Source organism: Terriglobia bacterium (genome assembly GCA_020073205.1).
GTDB lineage: Bacteria > Acidobacteriota > Polarisedimenticolia > Polarisedimenticolales > JAIQFR01 > JAIQFR01.
In genome coordinates, this window is record JAIQFR010000076.1 from 1 (window position 1) to 21,955 (window position 21,955).

At 69.7% G+C, this 21,955-nt stretch carries 22 protein-coding genes and 1 pseudogene; 16 read left to right on the forward strand and 7 right to left on the reverse strand.

What is annotated here, in order from left to right:
* The 3 genes and pseudogenes from LAO51_14635 (at position 1) to LAO51_14645 (ending at position 3,445) form a co-directional block, all read left to right on the forward strand.
* A pseudogene (locus LAO51_14635) lies at positions 1–172 on the forward strand (alpha-galactosidase).
* 35 nt (positions 173–207) lie between these two features.
* A complete protein-coding gene (locus LAO51_14640) occupies positions 208–2,310 on the forward strand; it encodes a DUF2817 domain-containing protein (protein ID MBZ5639981.1) in 2,103 nt (700 codons plus the stop codon).
* Positions 2,311–2,515: 205 nt separating this feature from the next.
* Positions 2,516–3,445 carry a hypothetical protein gene (locus tag LAO51_14645; protein ID MBZ5639982.1) on the forward strand — a complete coding sequence of 310 codons (930 nt, stop codon included), beginning with the start codon at positions 2,516–2,518 and terminating at the stop codon, positions 3,443–3,445.
* A gap of 9 nt (positions 3,446–3,454) precedes the next feature.
* Here LAO51_14645 and LAO51_14650 read toward each other — a convergent pair whose 3' ends face one another.
* The 3 genes from LAO51_14650 to LAO51_14660 are packed head-to-tail and all read right to left on the reverse strand — an operon-like array spanning position 3,455 to position 6,817.
* The gene (locus LAO51_14650; GenBank protein MBZ5639983.1) at positions 3,455–5,260 is read right to left on the reverse strand and encodes an alpha/beta fold hydrolase; all 1,806 of its coding nucleotides are present in this window, start codon (positions 5,258–5,260) and stop codon (positions 3,455–3,457) included.
* 34 nt (positions 5,261–5,294) lie between these two features.
* Positions 5,295–6,404: a DUF1648 domain-containing protein gene (locus LAO51_14655; GenBank protein ID MBZ5639984.1), complete on the reverse strand. Its 1,110-nt coding sequence runs from the start codon at positions 6,402–6,404 to the stop codon at positions 5,295–5,297.
* Positions 6,401–6,817, reverse strand: coding sequence for a GntR family transcriptional regulator (locus tag LAO51_14660; protein ID MBZ5639985.1), 417 nt, complete (start codon positions 6,815–6,817; stop codon positions 6,401–6,403). The genes LAO51_14655 and LAO51_14660 overlap by 4 nt, the downstream gene beginning before the upstream one ends.
* A 325-nt stretch (positions 6,818–7,142) precedes the next feature.
* Between LAO51_14660 and LAO51_14665 the strand changes: the two genes are divergently transcribed.
* A complete protein-coding gene (locus tag LAO51_14665) occupies positions 7,143–8,324 on the forward strand; it encodes a tetratricopeptide repeat protein (protein MBZ5639986.1) in 1,182 nt (393 codons plus the stop codon).
* The gene (locus tag LAO51_14670; protein MBZ5639987.1) at positions 8,321–8,725 is read left to right on the forward strand and encodes a hypothetical protein; all 405 of its coding nucleotides are present in this window, start codon (positions 8,321–8,323) and stop codon (positions 8,723–8,725) included. Before LAO51_14665 ends, LAO51_14670 begins: the two co-directional genes overlap by 4 nt.
* Positions 8,726–8,740: 15 nt before the next feature.
* On the opposite strand, the gene LAO51_14675 is transcribed toward LAO51_14670, so the two are convergent.
* Positions 8,741–10,018 carry a hypothetical protein gene (locus LAO51_14675; GenBank protein ID MBZ5639988.1) on the reverse strand — a complete coding sequence of 426 codons (1,278 nt, stop codon included), beginning with the start codon at positions 10,016–10,018 and terminating at the stop codon, positions 8,741–8,743.
* Positions 10,019–10,156: 138 nt separating this feature from the next.
* Between LAO51_14675 and LAO51_14680 the strand changes: the two genes are divergently transcribed.
* On the forward strand, positions 10,157–11,869 hold the full coding sequence (locus LAO51_14680) for a long-chain fatty acid--CoA ligase (GenBank protein ID MBZ5639989.1): 1,713 nt from the start codon (positions 10,157–10,159) through the stop codon (positions 11,867–11,869).
* A gap of 33 nt (positions 11,870–11,902) precedes the next feature.
* Here the strand turns inward: LAO51_14680 and LAO51_14685 are convergent, their stop codons facing one another.
* Genes LAO51_14685 through LAO51_14695 form a run of 3 tightly spaced genes read right to left on the reverse strand, consistent with a single transcriptional unit; the run spans position 11,903 to position 14,351 of the window.
* Positions 11,903–13,021: an NAD(P)/FAD-dependent oxidoreductase gene (locus LAO51_14685; protein ID MBZ5639990.1), complete on the reverse strand. Its 1,119-nt coding sequence runs from the start codon at positions 13,019–13,021 to the stop codon at positions 11,903–11,905.
* Positions 13,018–13,452: an SCP2 sterol-binding domain-containing protein gene (locus LAO51_14690; GenBank protein MBZ5639991.1), complete on the reverse strand. Its 435-nt coding sequence runs from the start codon at positions 13,450–13,452 to the stop codon at positions 13,018–13,020. The genes LAO51_14685 and LAO51_14690 overlap by 4 nt, the downstream gene beginning before the upstream one ends.
* Positions 13,449–14,351, reverse strand: coding sequence for a cyclopropane-fatty-acyl-phospholipid synthase family protein (locus LAO51_14695; protein ID MBZ5639992.1), 903 nt, complete (start codon positions 14,349–14,351; stop codon positions 13,449–13,451). The genes LAO51_14690 and LAO51_14695 overlap by 4 nt, the downstream gene beginning before the upstream one ends.
* Positions 14,352–15,141: 790 nt before the next feature.
* Here LAO51_14695 and LAO51_14700 point away from each other — a divergent pair.
* The 10 genes from LAO51_14700 to LAO51_14745 form a co-directional block, all read left to right on the forward strand.
* Positions 15,142–15,543 (forward strand): helix-turn-helix domain-containing protein, encoded by a 402-nt coding sequence (locus LAO51_14700; protein ID MBZ5639993.1) that lies wholly within the window; start codon positions 15,142–15,144, stop codon positions 15,541–15,543.
* Positions 15,488–15,865 carry a hypothetical protein gene (locus LAO51_14705; protein ID MBZ5639994.1) on the forward strand — a complete coding sequence of 126 codons (378 nt, stop codon included), beginning with the start codon at positions 15,488–15,490 and terminating at the stop codon, positions 15,863–15,865. Before LAO51_14700 ends, LAO51_14705 begins: the two co-directional genes overlap by 56 nt.
* Entirely contained in the window at positions 15,862–16,767 is a 906-nt protein-coding gene (locus tag LAO51_14710; protein MBZ5639995.1) for a hypothetical protein, read from the forward strand. Before LAO51_14705 ends, LAO51_14710 begins: the two co-directional genes overlap by 4 nt.
* Positions 16,767–17,324 carry a terminase small subunit gene (locus tag LAO51_14715; protein ID MBZ5639996.1) on the forward strand — a complete coding sequence of 186 codons (558 nt, stop codon included), beginning with the start codon at positions 16,767–16,769 and terminating at the stop codon, positions 17,322–17,324. The genes LAO51_14710 and LAO51_14715 overlap by 1 nt, the downstream gene beginning before the upstream one ends.
* On the forward strand, positions 17,321–17,560 hold the full coding sequence (locus LAO51_14720) for a hypothetical protein (protein MBZ5639997.1): 240 nt from the start codon (positions 17,321–17,323) through the stop codon (positions 17,558–17,560). The genes LAO51_14715 and LAO51_14720 overlap by 4 nt, the downstream gene beginning before the upstream one ends.
* Before the next feature lie 30 nt (positions 17,561–17,590).
* On the forward strand, positions 17,591–17,923 hold the full coding sequence (locus LAO51_14725; GenBank protein MBZ5639998.1) for a hypothetical protein: 333 nt from the start codon (positions 17,591–17,593) through the stop codon (positions 17,921–17,923).
* A gap of 91 nt (positions 17,924–18,014) precedes the next feature.
* Positions 18,015–18,644 (forward strand): hypothetical protein, encoded by a 630-nt coding sequence (locus LAO51_14730; protein MBZ5639999.1) that lies wholly within the window; start codon positions 18,015–18,017, stop codon positions 18,642–18,644.
* Positions 18,628–19,344, forward strand: a complete 717-nt coding sequence (locus LAO51_14735) for a hypothetical protein (protein MBZ5640000.1) — start codon at positions 18,628–18,630, stop codon at positions 19,342–19,344. The genes LAO51_14730 and LAO51_14735 overlap by 17 nt, the downstream gene beginning before the upstream one ends.
* Before the next feature lie 63 nt (positions 19,345–19,407).
* The gene (locus LAO51_14740) at positions 19,408–21,201 is read left to right on the forward strand and encodes a hypothetical protein (GenBank protein MBZ5640001.1); all 1,794 of its coding nucleotides are present in this window, start codon (positions 19,408–19,410) and stop codon (positions 21,199–21,201) included.
* A partial coding sequence (locus LAO51_14745; GenBank protein ID MBZ5640002.1) for a hypothetical protein occupies positions 21,198–21,955 on the forward strand: 758 nt, incomplete at its 3' end. The genes LAO51_14740 and LAO51_14745, both read left to right, overlap by 4 nt.

The following is a 21,955-nucleotide window of genomic DNA, read 5'->3' on the forward strand; positions in this document are numbered from 1 at the left end:
CCATCCGACGCGTCTGACACCCGATGAGCAGTACACCCACATCAGCCTCTGGTGCCTGCTCTCCGCCCCGCTGCTCATCGGCTGCGACCTCGAACGATTGGACGACTTCACGCTGAATCTGCTGACCAACGACGAAGTGCTCGCACTCGACCAGGATCCCCTAGGCAGGCAGGCGGTCCCGAAAATCACCGAGGATGCGCGTGCGACGTGCTCGACACGATCCTCGCGGGATACACGGCGGTGCCGCAGGACACGACCGCGGAGAGGCTCGTGGACGGTACCGAGATGTGGTTCATCCCGATCGGGAATCCGCACGGGAATGCCAACAACACCCGCTACAACAGCCGGAACGTCGATTGCAACCGGAACTTCTGGGGCCCCGAGGGCTCGGACGCTCCGCCGGCGTGGTCGGAGGCGGAGACCGCGGCCATCCGGGACCTCACCGAAGCGGCCACCGCGGACCATGCCAAGAAGCGCTTCGCGCTGTCCATCTCGTTCCACGAAGGCGAAACGGTCTTCAACTCGGTTTGGAACTACACCGCCGCCGCGCCCACCGACGAGCCGATCTTCTGGTCCTCGAGGACGGGAGGGACCGGGTGCGGGAGCCAGACCGTCCCGAACTGCCCGACGCTCGCGCCTCACGGCTTGGCCCAGGCCTACAAGGACGGCTGCACGATGCCGGGATTCTGGTACACCGAGGGGTACGACTGGTTTGGCACCCGCGGCGATACGAACGACTGGGCCTACGGCGCGTGGACCGATCTCGACGCCACCGTCGAGCTGAACTCCACGAAGACGCCTCCCGCCGCCGAGATCCCGACCTACTGCGCGGAGCACCGGCAGGCGGTGCTGAACTACATGCTGAAGGCCTTCCAGGGGATCCACGGCGTGATGACCGACCAGAGCACCGGCGCGCCGCTGGACGGTACCGTGACGGTGACCGCCACGGCTTCCGCCGAAATCCCTGTTCCCCACGATTACCAGGCGGTCTTCACCGATCCTCTGGCCGGAGACTTCCACAGGGTCCTCGAGCCGGGGACCTACACGGTGGTCTGCGACGCCCCAGGCTACAGGACGACGATCCTGACCGGCGTCACGGTCACCGCCGATACCAGGACGATCGCCGACTGTCCGATGACCGTGATGGGGCTCGTCTACTACTCCTCCACGGTGACGGACGCGTGCTCGGGCGGCGGCGCTTACAGCGGTGACGGGATCCTCGACGCGGGCGAGGACGCAACGCTGCCTTTGACCGTGGGCAATCTGGGCTCGATATCGGCAACGTCCGTGCAGGGAACGCTGAGCACCAACGCGCCGGGCATCACGATCACCCGGGGGACGGCGTCCTTCGCCGACGTCCCCGTCAACGAAACGGTGGAGAGCTCGCCCCCGCATTTCCGCTTCAGCGTGGGCACCGGTGTCCCCTGCGGCACGGTCATCCCCTTCAGCCTCCACCTGACCGCCGCGCAGGGAGCCTGGGACGACAGCTTCTCGGTCGCGGTCGGCCAGACCTCCGCGGGACCTTCCGAGACGCTGCTCATCAGGAGATTCGGCGGCACGCAAGGCGGCGCAGGTCTCGCGCACGTCGACTCGAACGACGAGCCCCAGGGCACCTGCACGATGCACGCCTGCGACGCGATCCCGCCGACGATCGTCTGCCCGACCCCGGAGACGGTCGAGTGCCAGGCCGACGGCCGGTCGGAGGTCGACCTGCCGCACGCGACGGCGACCGACGTGTGCCAGCCGGGCGGCCTCGTCATCAGCAACACCTTCACGCCCAACGGGGCGGACGCCTCGGGCTCCTATCCCCTCGGGACCACCGTCGTGACCTTCACCGCGAGCGATGCCTCGGGGAATCGGGCGAGCTGCCGGACGACGGTCACCGTGCGCGACACGATCGCTCCGATCCTCACGGCGGTCGCGAGTCCGAGCGTCCTGTGGCCACCGAGCCACGACATGGTCGCCGTGCACGCCACGGTGGTCGCCACGGATGCCTGCGACCCCTCTCCCTCGTTCGTCCTGGCGTCCGTGACCTCGAGCGAGCCGGACGAGGCTCCCGGAGACGGGGACGGTCACACGACCGGCGACATCCAGGATGCGACGATCGGCACGGCCGACCTCGACGTCCTCCTCCGTGCGGAGCGGGACGGGAATGGGCCCGGACGCACCTACACCATCGAGTACCGGGCGCGCGACGCCTCCGGGAACGTGGGAGCGGGACGCGCTACGGTCGAGGTCCCCCACGACCTCGGCGCCGCAAGGCCCGTCGCCACCGAGATGGCCAAGAAAGCGAGTGCGCACGGCAGGTAGGCACGGATCGCAGCGAGGAACACCGTGCCCCTCGCTCGCTTCTTCGGTGCGTCACGACGGCTCGCGAGCCGCCGGAGCCGCGTCGGAGAAGGAACGGCGTGTGGACCGACCGGCCATCGGCGGGTATCCTGGAACTCACTCGAACCGCGAAGCCGACGGGAGACGGATCGTGCGCATCGGGAAATCGCTCACCACGGCGGCATGGTTGTGGTGTCTCGCCGGGAGCGCGACGAACCCGAGCCTCGCCTGCTCGAGCTGCGGCTGCTCGTTGAACTCGGACTGGGTGAGCCAGGGCTACACCGTTCGGCCCGGCTTCCAGATCGACTTCCGCTACGACGACTTCGACCAGGATCAGCTGAGGAACGGCACCGAAACCGTGGACAGGGGCCCCATCGTGCTGCCCAGCGATCGGGAGATCCAACGGAAGACGATCAACCGGAACACCATGCTGAACCTGGAGTACAGCCGCTCCTCGAACTGGGGGGTCGATCTCCAGCTCCCGTACTACGACCGATATCACACCACGATCGCGCCCGGCGACGTGGCCGAGTCGATGTCCCACAGCCGCAGCGTGGGCGACCTTCGCGCGATGGGACGGTACCAGGGCTTCTCCGAGGGCCGGCAGACCGGCGTTCTCTTCGGCCTCAAGCTCGCCACCGGATCGATTCACGAGACCTTCCGAGCCGGCCCGCAAGCGGGCGAGTTGCTCGACCGGGGTCTTCAACCGGGCACCGGGACCACCGATCTGCTCGTCGGGGCCTACCACTTCGGCGAGCTCTACCGAGATTGGGGATACTTCGTCCAGGCTCTGCTGCAGCAGCCCCTCCGTTCCAGGGAGGCGTTTCGCCCCGGCACCGGGCTGAACGTGAACGTCGGGGCGCGCTACACCGCCGGGAAGCGGGTCACCCCGCACCTCCAGATCAACGTCCGGGCCGAGAAGCGGGAGGCGGGCGACAACGCCGACGTGGACAACAGCGGCGCCACGCTGGTCTATCTCAGCCCGGGGCTGACGATCCAGCTCGTGAAGGACTTCGCGTTGTACGGCTTCCTCCAGGCCCCGATCCTGCAGCGGGTGAACGGCTACCAGATCGAGCCGCGCTACACCGCGTCGATCGGGGTTCATTTCAGGCACTGAGCGCGGCGGTTATTCCTTCGGAGGCAGGAATCTCAGGGCGGCGATCTTGCCGGCCGCGTCGTAGACCAGGTGCACGACGCGGCGCCCCCGCTCGAACGCGCACGTCAGGTCCACACGGGTGACGTCGTCCTCGGCCGCGGTCCGGCGCTCGATCACCTTTCTGAAGGCGCCGACCTGCGCGATCTGCTTGTCCCAGGCCGCGCCCAGGTCGGCCACCGTGATCCGGGACGCCAGCTCGGGGCCGAACTCCGTCGCGGCCTCCACGAAAGCTCGCCGGTCGAGCGTCCCGAGGAACGCTTCGGCGCGGGCTTCGACGGAGCCGGATGCGGGACGCGCCGCCGCGGCCTGCGCCGCGGGAGGAGCCTGCGCGCCGGTCGTGGCGGCCGATGCGGTCGGGCTCGTCCTCTCGCGGATCCACCCCGAGATCGTGTCGAGGAACCCCGGGACGAATTCCTTACCGAGGACCGCGTACTCGGACACCCCTCCGGTCCGGGCCGCCTGGTACAGGTGGTTGGCGCCGGGGAAGACCTTCACGGTGACATCCGGGTTGCCTCCCCGCGCCAGCGCCGCGGCCATCGCGGTTCGGTTCGACTCGGCGGGGACCTGGAGGTCCTTCTCGCCGAACAGCGCGAGCACGGGGCACTTCACCTTCTCGAGGGTCTTCGCCGGGTCGTAATCGAGAAAGAACTTGAACCAGGGGCTCCGAGCCATCGCCAGCTGCCCCTCGATCATCCGGTCGGCGTACGTGTCGGGATCGGGGACGGACTTCCTCTGCTCCTCGGGTTTCTTCGCGATCCGGGCCAGCGCCTCCTTCTTCGTCTCGGCTCGCACCTCGTCCCAGCCCTGGCCCGAGCGGACCGCCGCGAAGATATGCTTCTGGATCTCGGCCTCCTTCCGGATGGCCTCCTCGGAAGACCCCTCCGCTCGCCCGATCAGCTCCGCCTGGTCGAGGAGGATTCTCTCGCCGGTCAACCCCATGCCGGACATCAGCACGATGAACGCGATCCCGGGGGTTCGCGTCGCGACCATCGGGGCCACGATCCCGCCCTCGCTGTGCCCCAGGAGCCCGACGCGATTCGGGTCGATGTCGGGCCGGGTCCTGAGAAACGCCACCGCGGCCGCGACGTCCCCGGCGAAGTCCTCGGTCGTGGCCTGGGCGGGGCTTCCGGTGGATTCCCCGACTCCGCGATCGTCGTACCGGAGGACCGCGATCCCGCTGCGCGTCAGGTGGTCGGCCAGGACGCGGAACGGCTTGAAGCCGAAGAGCTCCTCGTCGCGATTCTGCGGACCGCTGCCGGTGATGAGCACGACCGAAGGATGCGGTCCGGGGGTCGCGGGGAGCGTGAGCGTGCCGGCGAGCGTCGCCTCTTCGCCGTTCCGGAACTTGACCTCCTCCTGCCGGTAGGGCGGCGGCTCCTCCTTCGCGGCCTCCGCCTTCGCGGCGGCCCCCCGTTTGAGATGGAAGGTCCCCTCGGCGCCGGCCTGCAGGAACTTCCCGGAGATCTCGTCCCCTTTCGTCTCGCCGTCGAACGTCGCGATCCCGGGGCTGGCGGCCAGCTCGAAGTGGATCTTCGGTGGGTCGTGCCGGACGTTGGAGAGCGGGAGGCCCAGGGCCCCCTGCACGGGGATGTCGATGGTCGCGGACAGGGCCTTCTCGACCGTCTTGAAGTCGACCTTGATTTCCAGGTCCGTCCCCATCACGTGGATGGCCCCTTCGAAGTGACCGTCGGGGGCGGGTTCCGCGGCCCAGAGGGGCGCCGCGAGCAGCGCCGCCACGGCCACGAGCAGGAGCACGGCCGGGTTTCGCGTCTTCATGGGAGGATCTCCTTTGGAGCCGGCGCCGCCGGGCTCAGCTCACGAGGGCCGCGACGGCCGTGAGGACGAGCACGAGCGCGACGAAGCCCAGCACGACCGTCACGGCCTTCCAGTTGCCGAAGTTGAGAGTGTAGCCGATGCCGAATCGCCGCTCGACCAGGAAGGACGGGTCGTCGCGGTTCACGTAGAACATGCCGAGAACCCAGTGCCGGTTGTCGGCGAGGCCGTCGGTGAGCGGCGTGTCGGCGCGCGCCTTCTCGAGGCGGGCCCCCCCCTGGCCGTAGCGCAGCGCGAGGTAGATGGCCCCGCCCACCGCATACACCGCCACGAGGATGCCGAGCACGTTCACGGCCGGGGGAAGGCGGAGGCTCAGTCCGAGACCGACCCGCACCGACACCACCGAGATGAGCGTCAGCATGCCGACCGCGACGAGGGAGATGCCGCACAGGAAGCGGGTGACGGCGGCGCGGAACCGCAGCTGTGCCGCGAGGGAGGTCTCCTCGGCGGACCGCCTCAGGACCCGCTTGGCGTGGGCGGTGAGCCAGCTCATGCCCCCGAGGAACGTCCCGATCACGAGCACGAGGACCGGGAGGAGCATCACCGAGGAGACCGACTTCGGCCGGAACGCGTCCGGCTCGCCGGAGGCGCCGAAGTGCGTCGGGACCGTGCCGGGAAGCTCCGAGTAGTGCGCCCAGGTGTACGCGACGGCGAAGGCTCCGCAGGCCACGGAGACCGCCAGGGTCAGCGCGGGCAGGAGAGCGCTCGTGGCCGGGGTGGCGCTGAGGGGCGCGACCGCCGGGGGCGGCGGTCCGGGCGGCGCGAGGGCCCGGGCCCGGAAGTAGGCGCGGAGGTAGAGCCCGAGGAAGACGACGATCTGGAGGTGAACCGGCACGACCGCGGCGTACGGATCGGGAGTCGCGAACGAGAGGATCCCGCCCAGGAGGACGCACACGGCGAGCAGGGCGACGATGCCGCGGTTCCACCCTCGGGTGATCGCCTCCGCCTCCTCGCTCTCGGACCTCGCTTCACCCACGTACACCCCGAACAGGAGACCCTTCCGGACGATCCGGGGGTACAGGAGCGCAAAGCCGCCGACCAGCAGGTTCTCGATCAGCATGGTCGCCAGGAAGACCCATGGCTTCATCGGTTGTCCCCTCCTTCGGCGTCCCGCGCCCGGGTCAACGCGGCGATCTCTCGCTCGGCGAGCCGCCGGATCTCGTCGGGCGAGAACCCCGCTTGTCGCATCCTCGACAGCATCTCCGCGAGCTCCGCGCGCAGCCGGTCCCGTGCCGGAGCTTCGGCCCGCGTCGCGGGCGGCGCGACCTCCGCGCCGGAGCGGCTCCGGATCCTGATGAATCCTTCCTCTTCGAGGAGGCGATAGGCTCTCGCCACCGTGTTGAGGTTCACGCCGAGATCCGATGCCAGCGTGCGAACCGGCGGCAGGGGAGTCCCCGGCGCCAGCTCTCGGGTCGCGACGCGCGCACGGATCTGCCGGGCGATCTGCTCGTAGACCGGAGCGTCCGAGGTCCACTCGATCGTGATCGTTGCCTCTCGCATCTCGCCTCTTGTATACTACATGGTATACAGAATGTCAAGCCCCGCAGCGAGAGCGTTTGGGAGCCGTCGACCCGCATGCCAAAAGGCGGCGCTGAAAGAATTCGGGGTTTCGATTTCAAAACTGGGTTGCGCAACGGCAACCCTGTTGGGTGTTGTCGGTTGCCGCAAACGCCCATTCGACGTGTATTCATGTCACCGTGATGGTCCGGTCGACGACGGCGCGTAGGGGGAGGGCGGCGGTGGCGCCCCACATAAGGGACGGCGCCACGAGAGAGCCGACGGAGCGCTGACGGTCCCGGAGCCGGACATCGAGCATGGGGGCGCGGTGGAACGACAAGATCAGGACCTCGGAAACAGGAAGTTCGGGGATTACCTCCGCAGGGTCCGGGAAAGTCGTCGTTTGTCGCTCGACGCCGTCGAGGAAATGTCGGCGGGTTTCCCGGAGCGCGTCACGAAGTCGCACCTCTCGCGGATCGAGAACGGCCTCGCGTACCCGACGTTCACGCGCCTGTTCGCGCTGAGCCGGATCTACGGGGTGCCGATCGCCTCGATCGCGGAGCGGTTCGACCTGGCGCTGCAGAACGAGCTGGTGCCACCCGAGGGGGTCGCCAGAACGGGGCCGGAGACGGTCGACGACGGGAAGAAGCTGATCCTCTCGGGCCGATATGCCGAGGCCCTGGCGCTGTTCTCGCGCGCGCTCGATCTGCGCCGCGACGACGCCGGGGGGGATCCCAGGCCCGCGGAGACCCTGGACCTTCGACTCTTCTACGTGGACTGCCTCGTGCACCTCGGCCGGTTCGAGTTCGCCAAGTCGGAGGCGGAGGAGATCCTGAGCCATCCGTCCCTGTCGGACGCCCAACGGCTGATGGCGCTCCAGCTCTTCGTCATCTGCTGCTACCGGCTCGGGCGTTACACGGTTGCGATGATGGCGCTCGAGGAGGCGGAGAAGCGGAAGGGAAGCTCCGAAGTCCCGCCCAAGATCTGGGCCGACATGGGGTCCATCCGGGGCAACGTTCTGCAGGCGCTCGGCCGCGTGCAGGACTCCCTGGCCGCGCACCGCGAGGCGCTGGACCTCTACGAGGGGGCGGCCCTGAAGTTCGAAGCGTGCCGGGCACGCATCAATCTCGGCGGGGCGCTCACGGAAGCGGGCGATGCCGAGGCCGCCCGTCGGTGCCTGGACGACGCTCTCCGCGAGGCGGAGTCCTCGGGGTACGATCGGCTGCGGGCCGTGGCGCTGAGTCTCTTCGTGATCCTCGCCTATCTGGCGGGGGACCACGCCGGCGCGGAGGGATACGCGCTGCGCTCCAACGCGATCGCGCGGCCCCGCGAATACCTGCCCATCGTGTTTCGCAACTGCTTCTATCTCTGGAAGATCGCCCAGGCGCGGAACGACGACGCCGGCGTCCGGACCAACGAGCGGACGCTGCGTGCCTACGTGGGCCGAATCGAGGAGCAGATGCCTGAGGTCGAAGCGTTCCGTTCCCACGCGTCGGGAGGTGAGGTATGAACGCCGGATGCCGCGCCATCAGGGGGGCGCTACTCCTGACCTGCGCATTCCTCCTCGTGCTCCTGGCATCGCCGGGAGCCGGGGCCCAGGAGTACGACGTCGCGGCGGGGACCGCGACCGGTGTCCGCGTCGCAACGGCCCGCTTCTCGGCGATCGGCGACGATCCCGACCCGGTCCCGGGGGGCCGGTTCCACTTGAACTTGAACCTCTCGGAGCGGTTCGCCCTGGACGCGATCGCGGCGGTCACGTCCTACGTAGGCGCGGCGTGGCCCGGTGTCCCAGGCGTCGACGCGCTGTCGCTGCTGGCGCAAACGACGGCCGCCGGCGAGAGGACCGTCTCCCGGCTCGACGCGCGCGGGCGCTCGGCGCCCGTGGGCCCAGGGAAGGTCGGGAGGCGTTAGCGGCGGGAGTCCCGCTCAGCCCCTTTCGCGTCGCAGCATCGAGGGGGTCACCGGCCGCTCGAGGATGTCGAAGAAGCGCTTGACGCGGTCCGGGCCCGTGCCGACGTAGGCTCTCACCAGGTCCTCGCCGGCCGTGTACGTGAACTCGTAGGCCCGGTAGGTTCGGGCGAACTCGATCGCCTTCCGGGCGCGGGGCTCGTCCTCGAGGGCGTAGCGCCGGAGGAACGCGAGGACCTCCGCCTCGCTCCTGCCCTCGTCGAGCAGGCTGCGAGCCGCCTCGCCCGTGGCGTACTTCACCGGCTCCATCGCCTTCCGCACCCGCTCCGCCCGTTCGAAATCGAGTCCCGAAAGACCGGCGACGGGCGCGAGGACGTCCCTCTCGAACTCGAGCCTCTCGGTATCGGTCGCGACGATCTCGATTCCGACGTTCGCGGTCCCCTCGGCGATGAGAGAGTTCGGGGAGAACAGCGGGGCCACCTGGAACTCGCGCCACCCCTTCCCCCGCACCAGCCGCTCCTCGAGGAGCGCGTTCATGGTGTGATGGCCCGGGTAGCCTTCGTGGGCCAGCGTGCCGAACAGGGTAGAGACGCCGGTCGGCAAGTCGGTGTTGACCTCGATCAGGCTCGACAGGTTCCCCTGGTACCAGTTGTAGGCGCCCCACGGCTTCCGGGAGACGAACGCGATCCGGAACGACTCGCCGGCGGGAAGCGCGACGAGGGCGGCCGTGCGGCGGCGAAGCTCCGCCAGGCAGGCCTCCGCGACCTTCGGAAGGCGATCCGCGGGAACCGTGAAACCGTCGCGGAACGCCTTCAGGCGGGCCGCGAGGTCTCCTTCCCCAGGCAGGAGCGATTCGAGCACCGCGCGCGCCGATTCGAATTCCTCCGCGCGGCGAACCGGCGGATCGATGTCGTAGAGGAGCCGGGCCTCCTCGGTCAGCGTCATCCGCTCGCCCAGGAGCCGGCGAAGGAACCCCTCGATGGAGACGAGCTGTTTCTCGAGGAACTCCCGGCGATCCGAGGGGACGGCTGCGCGGACACGCGCCAGGAGATCGCGCGTCCGGGAGAGCAGCTCGTGAAGCGGCACGGGGTCGCCCCGATCGGCGTCTTCCTTCCACGCCTTAGGGCCGTAGTAAGCGTCCACGTAGTTCGGATCGTGGCGACCGACCGCGAGCACCAGCCGGACGTAGGCCTCGGCGGTCGCGTCGAGCCCCTCGCCCGGCGAGCTGCCGCCTCCGCAGCCCGCGAGGATCACGCCGGCCGCGGCCGTGAGGAAGAGCAGGTGGCTCGGGCGCATGAGGGACCCCCTCCGGGTTCTCGCTTCTCCGAGCGGATGATATGCCGCCGGCTGCGGGACGGTCCAGGACGGCTCGCTTCCGGCCTTCCAACGCGATCCCCGAGCGTGTACGATCGCCTTAGGCACGGAGGTCGGAGCATGGAAGCACCGTGGGTCCGATTCCGGGACGAGGGGGTCCCGAATTCGATCGAATACCCGAACGAGACGCTCCCCGACCTCCTGGACCGCGCGGCCGAGCGATACGCCGACCACGTCGCCCTGAAGTTCTTCGTGGACGCGAAGCTGCCTTCCTCGACCGTCACCTACCGCCAGCTCCAGGATCGCACCCGCCGCTTCGCGACCGCGCTGTTCCAGCTCGGCGTGAGGAAGGGGGACCGGGTCGCGATCATGCTCCCGAACTGCCCCGAGTTCGTGGTGGCGTTCTTCGGGGCGCTCAGGCTCGGCGCGATCGCGGTCAGTACCAATCCCCTCTACGTGTCCAGGGAGATGCGGGAGCAGTTCGAGGATTCCGGCTCGGAGACCGTGGTCCTGCTGGATCAGTTCTTCCCGAAGCTCCGCGAGATCCAGGCGGCGACCCGGCTACGCCGCGTGATCGTCGCGGACATCGCGGGGACGCTGTCGTGGCCGGTCCGGACGCTGGTGCACCTCGTGCAGCGCAAGCGCGGCGAGTACGTGAGGATCCACCGCCAGTCGGACATCTACCACTTCTCGCGCCTGCTCGCGAAGTACCCCCCGAGTCCCCCGGGGGCCTCGCTTCGGCCGACCGACACGGCGGTCTTCCAGTACACGGGGGGCACCACCGGCATCCCGAAAGCAGCGATGCTGACCCATGGGAACCTCCAGGCGAACACCCTCCAGCTGGAGTCCCTCTTCGTCGGGGTGGAGCCGGGGAAGGAAGTCTTCATGGCGGCCATCCCGTTCTTCCACGTCTACGGCATGACCACCTGCATGCTCCTGGGGGTTCACCTGGGCGCGGAGGTCGCGATGGTCCCGAGGCCGCGGCCCGTGGACCTCGTCATGCAGGTCGTGCAGAAGCGGCGCGTCACGGTATTCCCCGGGGTGCCCACGCTCTACACCGCCATCAACAACCACCCGCGGGTGAAGGACTTCGATCTCCGCAGCGTGAAGTTCTGCGTCAGCGGCGCCGCGCCGCTGCCCGGCGACGTCCAGAAGACGTTCGAGAAGCTGACCGGGGGGAAGCTCGTCGAGGGGTACGGTCTCACCGAGGCCGCCCCGGTCACGCACGCGAACCCCCTTTACGGAATCCGGAAGACCGGGAGCGTGGGGATCCCGCTCCCCGACGTGGACGCCCGGATCGTCGGCCTCGAAACGCGCGAGCCGCTCCCGCCGAACACCGACGGTGAGCTCGCGATCCGGGGCCCCCAGGTCATGACCGGTTACTGGAACCGCCCCGAGGAGACCGCCCTTACACTCGCCGACGGTTGGCTCCTGACCGGCGACGTCGCCCGGATGGACGAGGACGGGTTCTTCTACATCGTAGACCGCAAGAAGGAGATGATCGACGCGTCCGGCTTCAAGGTCCTGCCGCGGGAGGTCGAGGAGGTTCTCCTCATGCACCCGAAGGTGCAGGAAGCGGTGGCCGCCGGCGTCCCCGACCCGTACCGGGGCGAGAGCGTCAAGGCCTGGCTCGTCCTCAAGAGCGGAGAGCGGGCGAACGCCGAGGAGATCGTCGCCTTCTGCAGGCTGCACCTGGCGTCGTTCAAGGTCCCCCGCCAGGTGGAGTTCCGCACCGAGCTCCCGAAGACGATGGTCGGGAAGTACCTTCGCCGCGTCCTGGTCGAGGAGGAGAAGGCGAAGCTCGCCGGTCGCGTCGAGCACGAGACTCGCTAGCCCGGCACCCGCGGCGCCGGACGGCTGCCGATTTCAGTTCCGGGGCGGGTGCAACCCGAACAGCGCCTCGCCGAGGATCTTCCGGCGAAGGAGCGGGACGCGTACGATCGGGCCCGCGGCGAGGGGCGCGAGGGCGCCGAGCGACGCGATCAGGGCGCGCCGCACGGGCCCGCCGCCGCCGTACCGCGCGCGGGCCCTGGCGAGGTACGGGGAGAGCGACTCGCGCGAGATCCCGTCGCCTCGAGCGAGCGCGTCGCGGATCGTCGACGCGGCGTCGAGGCCGGTCTCGATCGCGGTGCGGATCCCTTCGCCGGACACCGGCCTCGCGAACCCGCCGGCGTCCCCCGCGAGGAGCCAGCGATCGCCGACGGCGCCGTCGAGCCTCGCGGGGTCGTAGACGCGGTAGGCGTGGCCGCGCGGCCGCTCGAGAGTGCTCGCGTCCACGACCCGTCGCCGGTCGAGGTCGGCGAGCAGCGCGGTCCACCGTTCCCTGAGATCGCGGTAGAACCCGCCGATCCCGACGTTCAAGTGCTCGCCCTTCCCGACGATCCATGCGTAGCCCGCGAGGTCCGGCAGGACGATCAGCTCGAGCCCGGAGGCGAAGGGGCCGAGGGAGAGCTCCGGTCCGATCCGGGTCTCGCTCTCGATCGCCGCGACCGCGGGCTCCCTCCGCCGAAAGCCGACGTGGCGAGCGACGGGGCAGAAGTGACCGCCTGCCCCGACCAGGACCGCGGCGCGCCAGGCGCGCCCGCGCGACTCCACCGCGACGCCGTCCCGCCGGATCTCGACCCGGTCGGCGCCGGCGCCCTCCACCACCGTGGCGCCCTCGGCGGACGCCTCGCGCAGGATCCGGTGGTCGAACTCCCGCCTCAGGATGCCGAAGCTGACGGTTTCGCCGAAGTCGGTCTCGAAGGCGCGGGCGCCCCGCCTCGCCACGATGCGGCGGAACGGCGCCAGGGTTCCGTCGTACTCGGCGGGGCACCACCCCAGGAGCGGCAGCACCTCGGGGGTGATCCACCCGGCGCAGGCCTTCGGCCGCGGGAACCGCGCCCGGTCGAGGAGCACCACGCGGAGCCCCGCCCGGGCCAGCTCGCGAGCGCAGGTCGCGCCCGCAGGACCCCCGCCGACGACCAGGACGTCGTACGAGGTCACGGCGGGGGGGCTTTCCTCGCGGCGAGCGACAGCGCCCGCTCCGGGCCGAGCAGCTTGACGGCAAGGCGGGCCGCGGCCGAGGGACGCCAGTACGCGAAGAACCCCTTGAGGGAGATCGCGGACAGGAGGTCGCCTTCGATGCGCACCCTGCCGTCGGCGTACGCGCGCGCCCAGCCGTCGAGGGACTCGCCGAGCAGCTCGTCGAGGACGCGCTCCTCGATGCGCACCGTCGCGTCCGGCGCCGGATCGAGCCGGCTCTCGATGGACCCGAGGTCGGGGTCGCGGAAGTCGAGGCACCACGGCTCGAACGAGCCGTCCGGCCTCTCGATCACGAACTGCAATCGCGAGGCGACGTAGGACGCGAGGTGGGGCCGTTCGCGGAGGAGCGACGGGAGGATCCTCCCGAAGAAGAGGCGTGCGCTCTCGCTCATGGCTCGATCACCATGCCCCGCCGGGTGAGGGGACGGCGGGGACGCGCCGAGTACGGGACGAACGGGCGCGCCAGGATCTGGTAGATGTGGTTGTGATTGCCCGCAAACGACTTGGCGGAGCCGGCCAGGTAGAGCTTGTAGTGGCGGACGGTCGCGCGGTCCACGACGCCGTCCGCCACGAGGCGCTCCTCCTCCGCCTCGAGGTTCCGGAGCCACTTCAGGCAGGTGAGGGCGTAGTGATCGGTCAGCGACTCCACGTCGAGCACCTCGAAGCTCTCCTCCTCGAGCGCCGCGACGTGGTATCCGAGCGGCTTAAGCTCGCCCACCGGGAAGATGTGCGTCTTGAGGAAATCCCAGCTTCCCCCGTCGGGGATCTCCTCCACGGGGCGCGGCGTCATGATCGCGTGCAGCAGCAGGAGCCCGCCGGGCCGGGCGTACCCGCGGAGGCGCCGGAAGAACGACGCCTTGTCCTCCACGTGCTCGCTCATGCCGATGACGGCCACCTTGTCCCACGGCCGGGAGACCTCGAGCTTCGCGCCGTCGGTCTCGAGGACCTCGACGCGATCCTCGAGTGCGCGCCGCGCCACCTCGTCCCGAAGGTGGCGGATCTGCTCGTCCGCCAGGTTGACCGCGGTCACGGTGCAGCCGTGCTCCTCCGCGGCGTACAGGGCGAAGTTTCCCCATCCGCAGCCGAGGTCGAGCACGCGATCGCCCGGCGAGAGCTCGAGCTTCCTGGCGACGAGATCCAGCTTGTGCCTCGCCGCCTCCTCGAGCGTCTCGTCGGGCCGCAGGAAGTAGCAGCAGGTGTACGAGAGCGTCGGCCCGTCGAGAAACGCCTTGAAGAAGTCGTTCGAAAGCGAGTAGTGGTGGTCGAGGCCTTCCTTGAGCTTCGTCGCCATGACGACCTCCGGCTCGGGATCGCCTATGACTCTACCATTCTATCGGGGGGACGGCGGCGAACGCTCCGCAGTCGTCGTGGCGAATCCCAGGGCCTGGTACCGGCGGGCCGAGTCGAACGGCCGACCTAGGGATTATGAGACGACGGTCCGTATCATATCGCGTGCATCCGTCGCATGTGTCGCATGTGTTACGGCGGAATTTCGGACGGGCTTCCAACCTCAAGAGACGGGGACGGTTCCGGACCTGGCGACCCAGCGGGCGACCTGTTGTTTTCAAGAGGAACGGTAACACGAGGGCTTGACATTGGGCCGGCTTCGGCCAATCATCCAATCGACGCCGGTGGAACGGCGAGGAGACTGCGGTGCGTGCTCACCGGAAGCGCCACAACTCAGGGCGGGTCCCAAGTCTGCCACAGCTCCGGCGAAAACTTAGGGCAAGCCGTGGCGGCCGCGCCGTCCGGCACATTGTGAACGTTCTGGCCGACCCGCGAACCGCGGAGGTCTACCGGAGGCGCGGAGAGCCGGTCTACAAGGCCGCGGTAGAGTTCCTTAACGGTCCCGTACGGGCGGCCTTCGACCGTCCTCCAGTCGGCAGGCCGGCCACAAACGTCGCCCGGACTCGGACACGCGCCCGGGCCCCGCGGCGCGTGCGCGCGCATCGGTCCCGCGCTCGGCACGCGCCGAGCCGGGACGGGCCAAGTACCGGCGACTCTGACCCACCCGCGCCCCGCATCCCGCGGGGCCGTCCACTCTTCCTAGCTGCCGCGCCTTTTGCGCTTTCGGTGTCGCCGTGACTGCCCGGCCGGGAGCAGTCGAGGCGAAGGCCGATCGCTTGGCGTATCGGGTCCGCGAGCTCGCGCGCCGACTGGGCGTTCCGCCATCGACGCTGTACAGATCCGTCCAGAGGGGCGAGCTCCGTGCTGTTCGGCTCGGAGCGGTTGTGCTGATCCCTGTGGAGGAAGTGGAGCGCCTCCTCAAGGGCGAAACGACGTCTCTCGTTCCGAAGCGCGAGGACGGCGCGCCTGCCGGCGCTCGCAGGTCGGGCTCGACGCGCGAGGCCGTCCGCGCGGGAGCACCGCGCAAATCAAATGCCCTGGCCAGGCCCGGGCTCACGAAGACATACGAGGAGAACACAGATGTCGCCTTCAGGGAAGGCTCCGGGCCGAGACCTGCTCGGCCTCGGGTCAGCTGACTCCGCACCCTGCCATCGCCAGGGCCTAGAGATCACGGTCGCCCGGATCGGCCCGGACGCCCACGGGAAAGGCGCGCTCGCAGCGATTTGGTTCCGTCTCGAAGTGGCCGGAGAGGCCCTCGCGCTGGGCCCGTTCCCGATCTACCGCTCGGTCCTGGGCGTCCCGAAGCTCGGCTCGCCGCGCGTCTTGCGCAACTCAACGTGGCACAAGTTCTGTGAAGTAGATGCGAACGTGTGGGCTCGGATGGTTGACCTGGCCCTCGCCGCCTGGGGACAGCTCGAGGAAAGCGCAGCCGGCCGCCGGGACGAGGGCGACCGATGACCGACTACAGGGTCTCGGTCGGGTTGTTGCGGCACGAGAAGATGTTGAGACTGCGGCATCCGAAGATGCTCGGCGGCAGGGCCCTTGAGAGCGTCATGCGGGTATGGGAATACGCCGCCGAGCGGACGGAGCGGAACCCCGATCAGGAGAGCGGCGTGTTTGTCGGGATGTCCGACGAGGAGCTGGTGTTGGCCCTGGGCTGGGCAAATGACCGCCGACGCCGGAGCATCGCCGCGGCAATGCGCGTGCTAGACGCGTGCATTACGTGCGGATTCCTAGACCGGACATCGGCCGAGGATCTCCGCGTACATGGGTGGGAGTCGCACCAGGGTTGGCTGTGCGGCGCACGCGAAAGGAGCGAGGCGGCGCGGAAAGCGGCCTGCGCGAAGCATGCGAAGCGCATCAGCCGATGGTCTGCGCCTGGCGAGGGTGAGCAGGGCGAGGAGGCTGCGGGGCGCACGAGCGGGGCGTGTGCCCCCCCTCCCTCTCCCTGTCCTTTCCCTCCAGAGGAGAGACAGCCAGTAGCTGACTTGGAGAGCGGCCCGGACGGGACCCCAGAGCAGCGAGGGGTCCGGAAAGGGCCCGGACGTCGAACGGGGCGGTGGAGCGACCTCGATCGCGGGGAGGACGCGCGGCGGCGAGGTCAGCATGGGAAAACCGTGTTCGTCGAGCGAGTCGCGGCGGACAGGGGGTTGGCGAGGTACAGAGCGGACTTCGAGCGGGCGGTGGTCGTGGGGGTGTGGCGCGGGAGCGGCGCGGTCGCGCTCGAGGTGGCGGAGCAGAGGTCTGGCGAGCTTCGAGGCGCAGTCGAGGAGTGGGCTCTTCGCGTTGAAGTCGCGACACGGGAGACGCCCGTGCTGCTGGGAGACCAGGGCGCGTGGGACGCGCGCCAGGAGGGCTAATGGGTCACGGTAGGTCGGCCTTGTTCCCGGAGGTGAGGCTGCCTCGCCGGCAGTTGCGCTTCTGCGAGGAGTACATCGTTGACCACAACGCCGAGGCCGCGGCGAAGCGTGCCGGATACTCCGAAAAATCGGCCCGCTGGATGGGCTACAAACTGCTAAAGCACTACGCCGGCGTTCGCGACTACGTGGCCCAGCTCGACGCGGAGCTGGCCGAGCGGACGAAGATCACGGCCGAGCTCGTCCGACAACGCCTGCGAGAGATCGCAGAAGCCGATTGGCGCCGGGCGTACGGTCCGGACGGACAGCTGCTCCCGCCGAACGAGATCCCGGACGACGTCGCGCGCGCGATCGGCGGGATCAAGACCACGGAGAGGTACGTGGGCGCAGGCGAGAGCCGCGACATGGTTTTGGTCACGAAGAACGTCGATTTTCTCGACCGGCTGCGTGCGTGGGAGATGCTCGGGCGGTCCGTCGGGCTGTTCCTGGACCGGACGCAGCACGAGGCCGGCAAGACGTTGGAGGAAGTCCTGCGGTCTCTGGCGGGGCCGCGCGAATGAGCTTCAACGCCACGGATCGCTTCGTTCCGTCCGAACTGTTCTACGCCGTGCGCGCGGGGATCGCCCGGGACCCGTACTGGCCCGGGCGGGCGATCTGGGAAAGGGACTCGCGCGAGCCCGATCCGGGTAAGTGGTCGCGAGGGTTCTTGGTGGCGCAGGTGGTCCGGTCGCTGCTACGCCAGATTGGGGACGTGGACCGCGGCAGCGGAGGTATCCGTCGCCGTCGTGATTCTTGAGCCGGGCGCGTGCCCGGGAAGGAGGTTCTGATGGCTCGGTTCCGTGTGAGGCAAGACGTCTTCCTCCGCACGCCGCCCACCAAGTTCGGGCACAGCGGCCATCTGGTCGAGGCCTCGCCGTCGGATCCGGCGGAGATCGAGATCGACGTGACGCTGGACGCGCCCGGGCTCCGGTGGGAGCCGCTCGACGACGAGGCGCGCACGGCCCTCGAGCGCCGGAAGGAGACCGTGCGCTTGGAACAGGGGCGCAAGGTGCTCGACGCGGCGGGTGTCACCGCGACGTTCCAACGCGCCTTCGATCCGGATGTTCGGCGCGCCTCCGAAGAGGCCGAACGCGTAGGGGAATTGTTGCGCCGTCGTTAGCCGACGGCGCCCACGGCCGGCGCGGAGTGGTTTCGCGCCGACGTTCGTCTGCACTGTCCACCCGGGAACGCTCCGGGAGCAAGGAGTCCCGATGATTCAGAAAGCACGGACGCATCTCGAGGCCTGGTGGTCGGCACTCGGCAGCGCGGAGTTTGCCGGCGGCGACGTCAGGAAAGTGCTGGACCGCTGCGGGGTGAACGGAGGCCGCTCCTGGGAGCAGATGGCGCCGGACCTCGTCAAGACGGGTCGGACTCTCGTCGCGGCAGCCGCGGCCCTCCAGCCCGCGCACGATGTCGCCGTCCAAACGGTGAAGGCGGCCCTGGAGCTCCAGCGCCAGAAGGTCGACAAGCTCACTGCGGACTTCCAGCAGGCCCGGCCGCGTTGGGAGGAAGCGGAGACGGCGTCGGCGCGCCTCCGCTCGCGGATCGAAGAACTGGAGGGCGACGCCAGGACCACGCCGTTCGACGAAGCCGACGAGCACCGACGGATCGCGGGAGACCTCTCCGCCGCACGGTCGCAGCTGGCCGCGGCGGTGGAACGCGCCAGCTCCGCGGGCGACGTCGGCGAGGGCCTCGCGACGGCGCTCAAGGCCGCGGTCGAGGACCTCGCGTGGGTCGAGGAGGTCCACAACGTCCTCACCGTGGGGTTCCACGTGTTCGACCGACCGAATCCCGACCTCACGCGGAGGCCGAACGGAGCCGACTATGCCGCTCAGTCCTGAAGCCGTTCACGCGATGTACCATCCGTCCGAAGGGAAGGCCGGGGCTGGGCGCGAGCCTCCCCACTCCGACGGGAACTGTTCGGCCGCCGGTGCCGCGCCGGACGCGCCCTCGACGCCGAGCACGGCCGCACGAAACCGCGCGTTCTACCATCCGAACGGTCCCGCGGACGGGCCCACGGGTCCGCCTCCATCGCCGACCACGAAGCGCGCCGAGCACTTCTACCATCCGGACAGCGCCCCCGCGGCGGGCGCAGCCGGCGGCGGGGCGCCGGCGGACGGAGCGGCCTCGACGCCGGCGGCGGACGCGACCGGCTCGGGCCCGCCCAGCGTCCCCGAGCGGTACGAGCTCGAGCCGGGCGTGGAGGCGGATCACGATCTGATCGCCGCTGTCTCTCCGTTGTTCCGCAAGGCGGGCCTCACGCAGGCGCAGTTCGTCGTCGTCGCGAAGGCGCAGAAGCTGGCGATCGACCGCGAGGCGGAGGCCCGGCAACGGACGTTCGCCGAGTGGAGCGACCGCGCGAAGTCGGATCCGGAGTACGGCGGCGAGCAGTACGAGGCCAACCTGCGGTCCGCGCAAGCGGTGATTCAGCGCTACGGCAACGCCGACGTCCTGCAGGTCCTGAACGAAACGGGCGCCGGCTTTCACCCGGAGATGATCCGCCTGTTCACCAGGCTCGCGTGGGCGCTGCGAATGCGCTGACGCGGGGGTAGGAAGCGGTTCCGGAGTGCAGACCTCTGCACCGTGCACGTAGAGGAGACCGAGATGGCCGAGATACCCCGCCAGGACGAGCCGACCGTACGTTCCGAGCCCCTGCCCACGCCGTACTTGAACCTCCCCGAGGCTGGGGAAGCTGGGGTCGCGCTCGGGCGTGCCGCGCAGGCCGTCGCTCGTCCCTTGCAGCAGCTCGCGCTCGAGGAGAAAGCCAACCACGACGCCACGCGCGTGCTGATCGCCGAGACCCAGTGGGACAAGGCCGTGACGGACGCGCTCCACGCGCCGGACCCGTCCCCCGCAACGGCCGGCGCCGGTTCGCCGTCCGAACCTGGTTTCCTGAACCGCCTCGGGCTCAACGCGATCGGGAAGGGCGACGACGTCCTCCGTTCTCTTGCCGATGCGCGCGACGGCATCGCCCAGACTCTCGCCAACGAAACCCAGCGTCGGGTCTTCCTCCACCGGACGGCCGCCTCGCTGGACGTCACGCGCCGCCAGGTCCTCGCGCACGAGGCGGACCAGGGAATGCGGGTCCGCGCGGACGCGTTCAAGACCCGATACGACACGTACCTCAACGCGATGATCCGTGACGCCGCGGATCCGGTCGCCCGCGAGATCCACATGGCGGAGATCGTCGGGCCCGTGAAGATCGAGGCGGCTCGCATCGGGGCCACCGAGGAGCGTCAGACCGAGATGCTCGCGCAGGCCGCGTCCGACGGTCATGCCGCGGTGCTCTCGCAGATGCTCGAGGCCGATCCCGCCGGCGCCCGGGAGTACTACCGCGCGCACCGCGATGCGATCTTCGACCCGGCACGGGGGCGCATCGGAAGCGCACTTCGCGAGATCGACGCGCGGCAGTCGGCTCAGGGCAAGGCGGACGCGCTCTGGTCGCAAGCGGCGGGCGACCTCGGGACGGCGCTCGGCCTCGCCGCGCGAATCTCGGACCCGGAACTGCGCGATGGAACGGAGGACCGCTTGCGGCGGCACGCCGCGGACGTCCGTACCGTACAGGCGGAACGAGAGGACCGCGATTTTCAGGCCGCGGACCAGGCCTTCCGCCCGCGCTGGGATCACACCGCGATCCCGGCCGGCCTCTGGGCCGAACTTCCGACCCAAAAACGGGATTACTTCCTGCGAGAGGAGCACTGGTACGCGGCCGGGGCGCCGGAGATGACGCGATCGGGCATCGCCGAGGACACCTGGCGGGATTGGTTCGCGTACAAGCAGCTCAGCGCCGCGCAGAAAGTCGGGGTCGATCTCTACTCCCGCTTCCGCCGCAAGGTCCCCGACTCGGACTTCATGCAGCTCGTCGAGGAGCAGCAACGCTATCGGGATGCCCTGAATCAGCCCGCGCCCTCGGCCGCCCTCACCGAACTCGAGAGCCGGAGCAACCAGGTGGAGAACGCGGCCCGGCGGGCGGGGATCCTCCCGTGGGTCGGGGATTCGGACGAGGACCAGCGCAAGAGCTTCCTCGGGTTCCAGAGCGCGGTCAGCCTGGCGCTCAACGATTTCGAGCGGAAGAATCTCAAGGGCGAGAGGCGCGCGACGGGCGACGAGGCGCAGCCCATCATCGACCGGCTCCTGATCCGCGGCGAGGTCCCGCAGCCCTGGTACATGCCGAATCCCCACTACCGCCTGTACACGCTCTCGCCCGGGCAGGCCTTCGTCCCGTTCGGAGACGCCGGCAGCCGGCACGGGATCGAGGACCAGGACGTCGTCGTGCCGCCCTTCTGGCGTCGCCAAGTCGAGGCCGCGATCCGCCGCGACGGCCGCGAGCCCACGGACGCCGAGGTCACGACCCGTTACCTCCGCTTCCTCGAGTCCGGAGCCGGGGGCCCGCGATGAGCGAGCCCACCTTCAACGTCTTCGACGAGCAGATCCGGCAGGAGAAGGCGACCGCGCCGCCCGTGCCCGGCACGCCCGCGGGCGTGCTGGACTCGGCCGCGGTGAATCCGTTCGAAGAGCAGATCCGGCGCGACCGCGAAGGCCAGGCCGGCGCGATCGACGTCGCCTTCTCCGCGACGGCCGGCACGACGCCGGAGCGGCAGGCCGAGGTCCTCCGCCTGGGACGGGCCAGCGGACTCCCCGCCGACGTCGTCGGCCGCAACGTGGACGAAGTCTCCAGCCGCGTTGCGGCTTCCGAGGCCTCCCGCCTCCTCGCGAACTCCCCCGAACTCGGCGCGTGGTACTCCGACCACGGCAACGCGGCCGTCGCTCGAGACGACGTCGCGAACCTCCACGGGATCGCCTGGGCGATCTGGGCCCCGTTCCATGCGCTCTGGGACAAGATCCGGGAGCAGGAAACCGTCGCGCGGCAGTTCCGGGAATACGCCGGCGGGGGCGACGAAGCGAACCGGCAGCGGATCGCAGCCCTCGAGAAGGCGCACGGTGAGAAGGACTACGGCGCCAAGACCTGGTGGCAGCGGGCCTACCTCGCGCCGTGGAAGATGGCCCCGCTCATCGTCGGCGACCTCGCGTCCCGCTACCTGGGCTATCTCAGTGGCGCCGCGATCGGCGGTCTCGGAGGAGGCGCGGCCGGCGGCGCCGCGGGGGCCCCCGTCGGCGGCGCCGGCGCGGTGCCAGGGGCGGCCGGATCGGA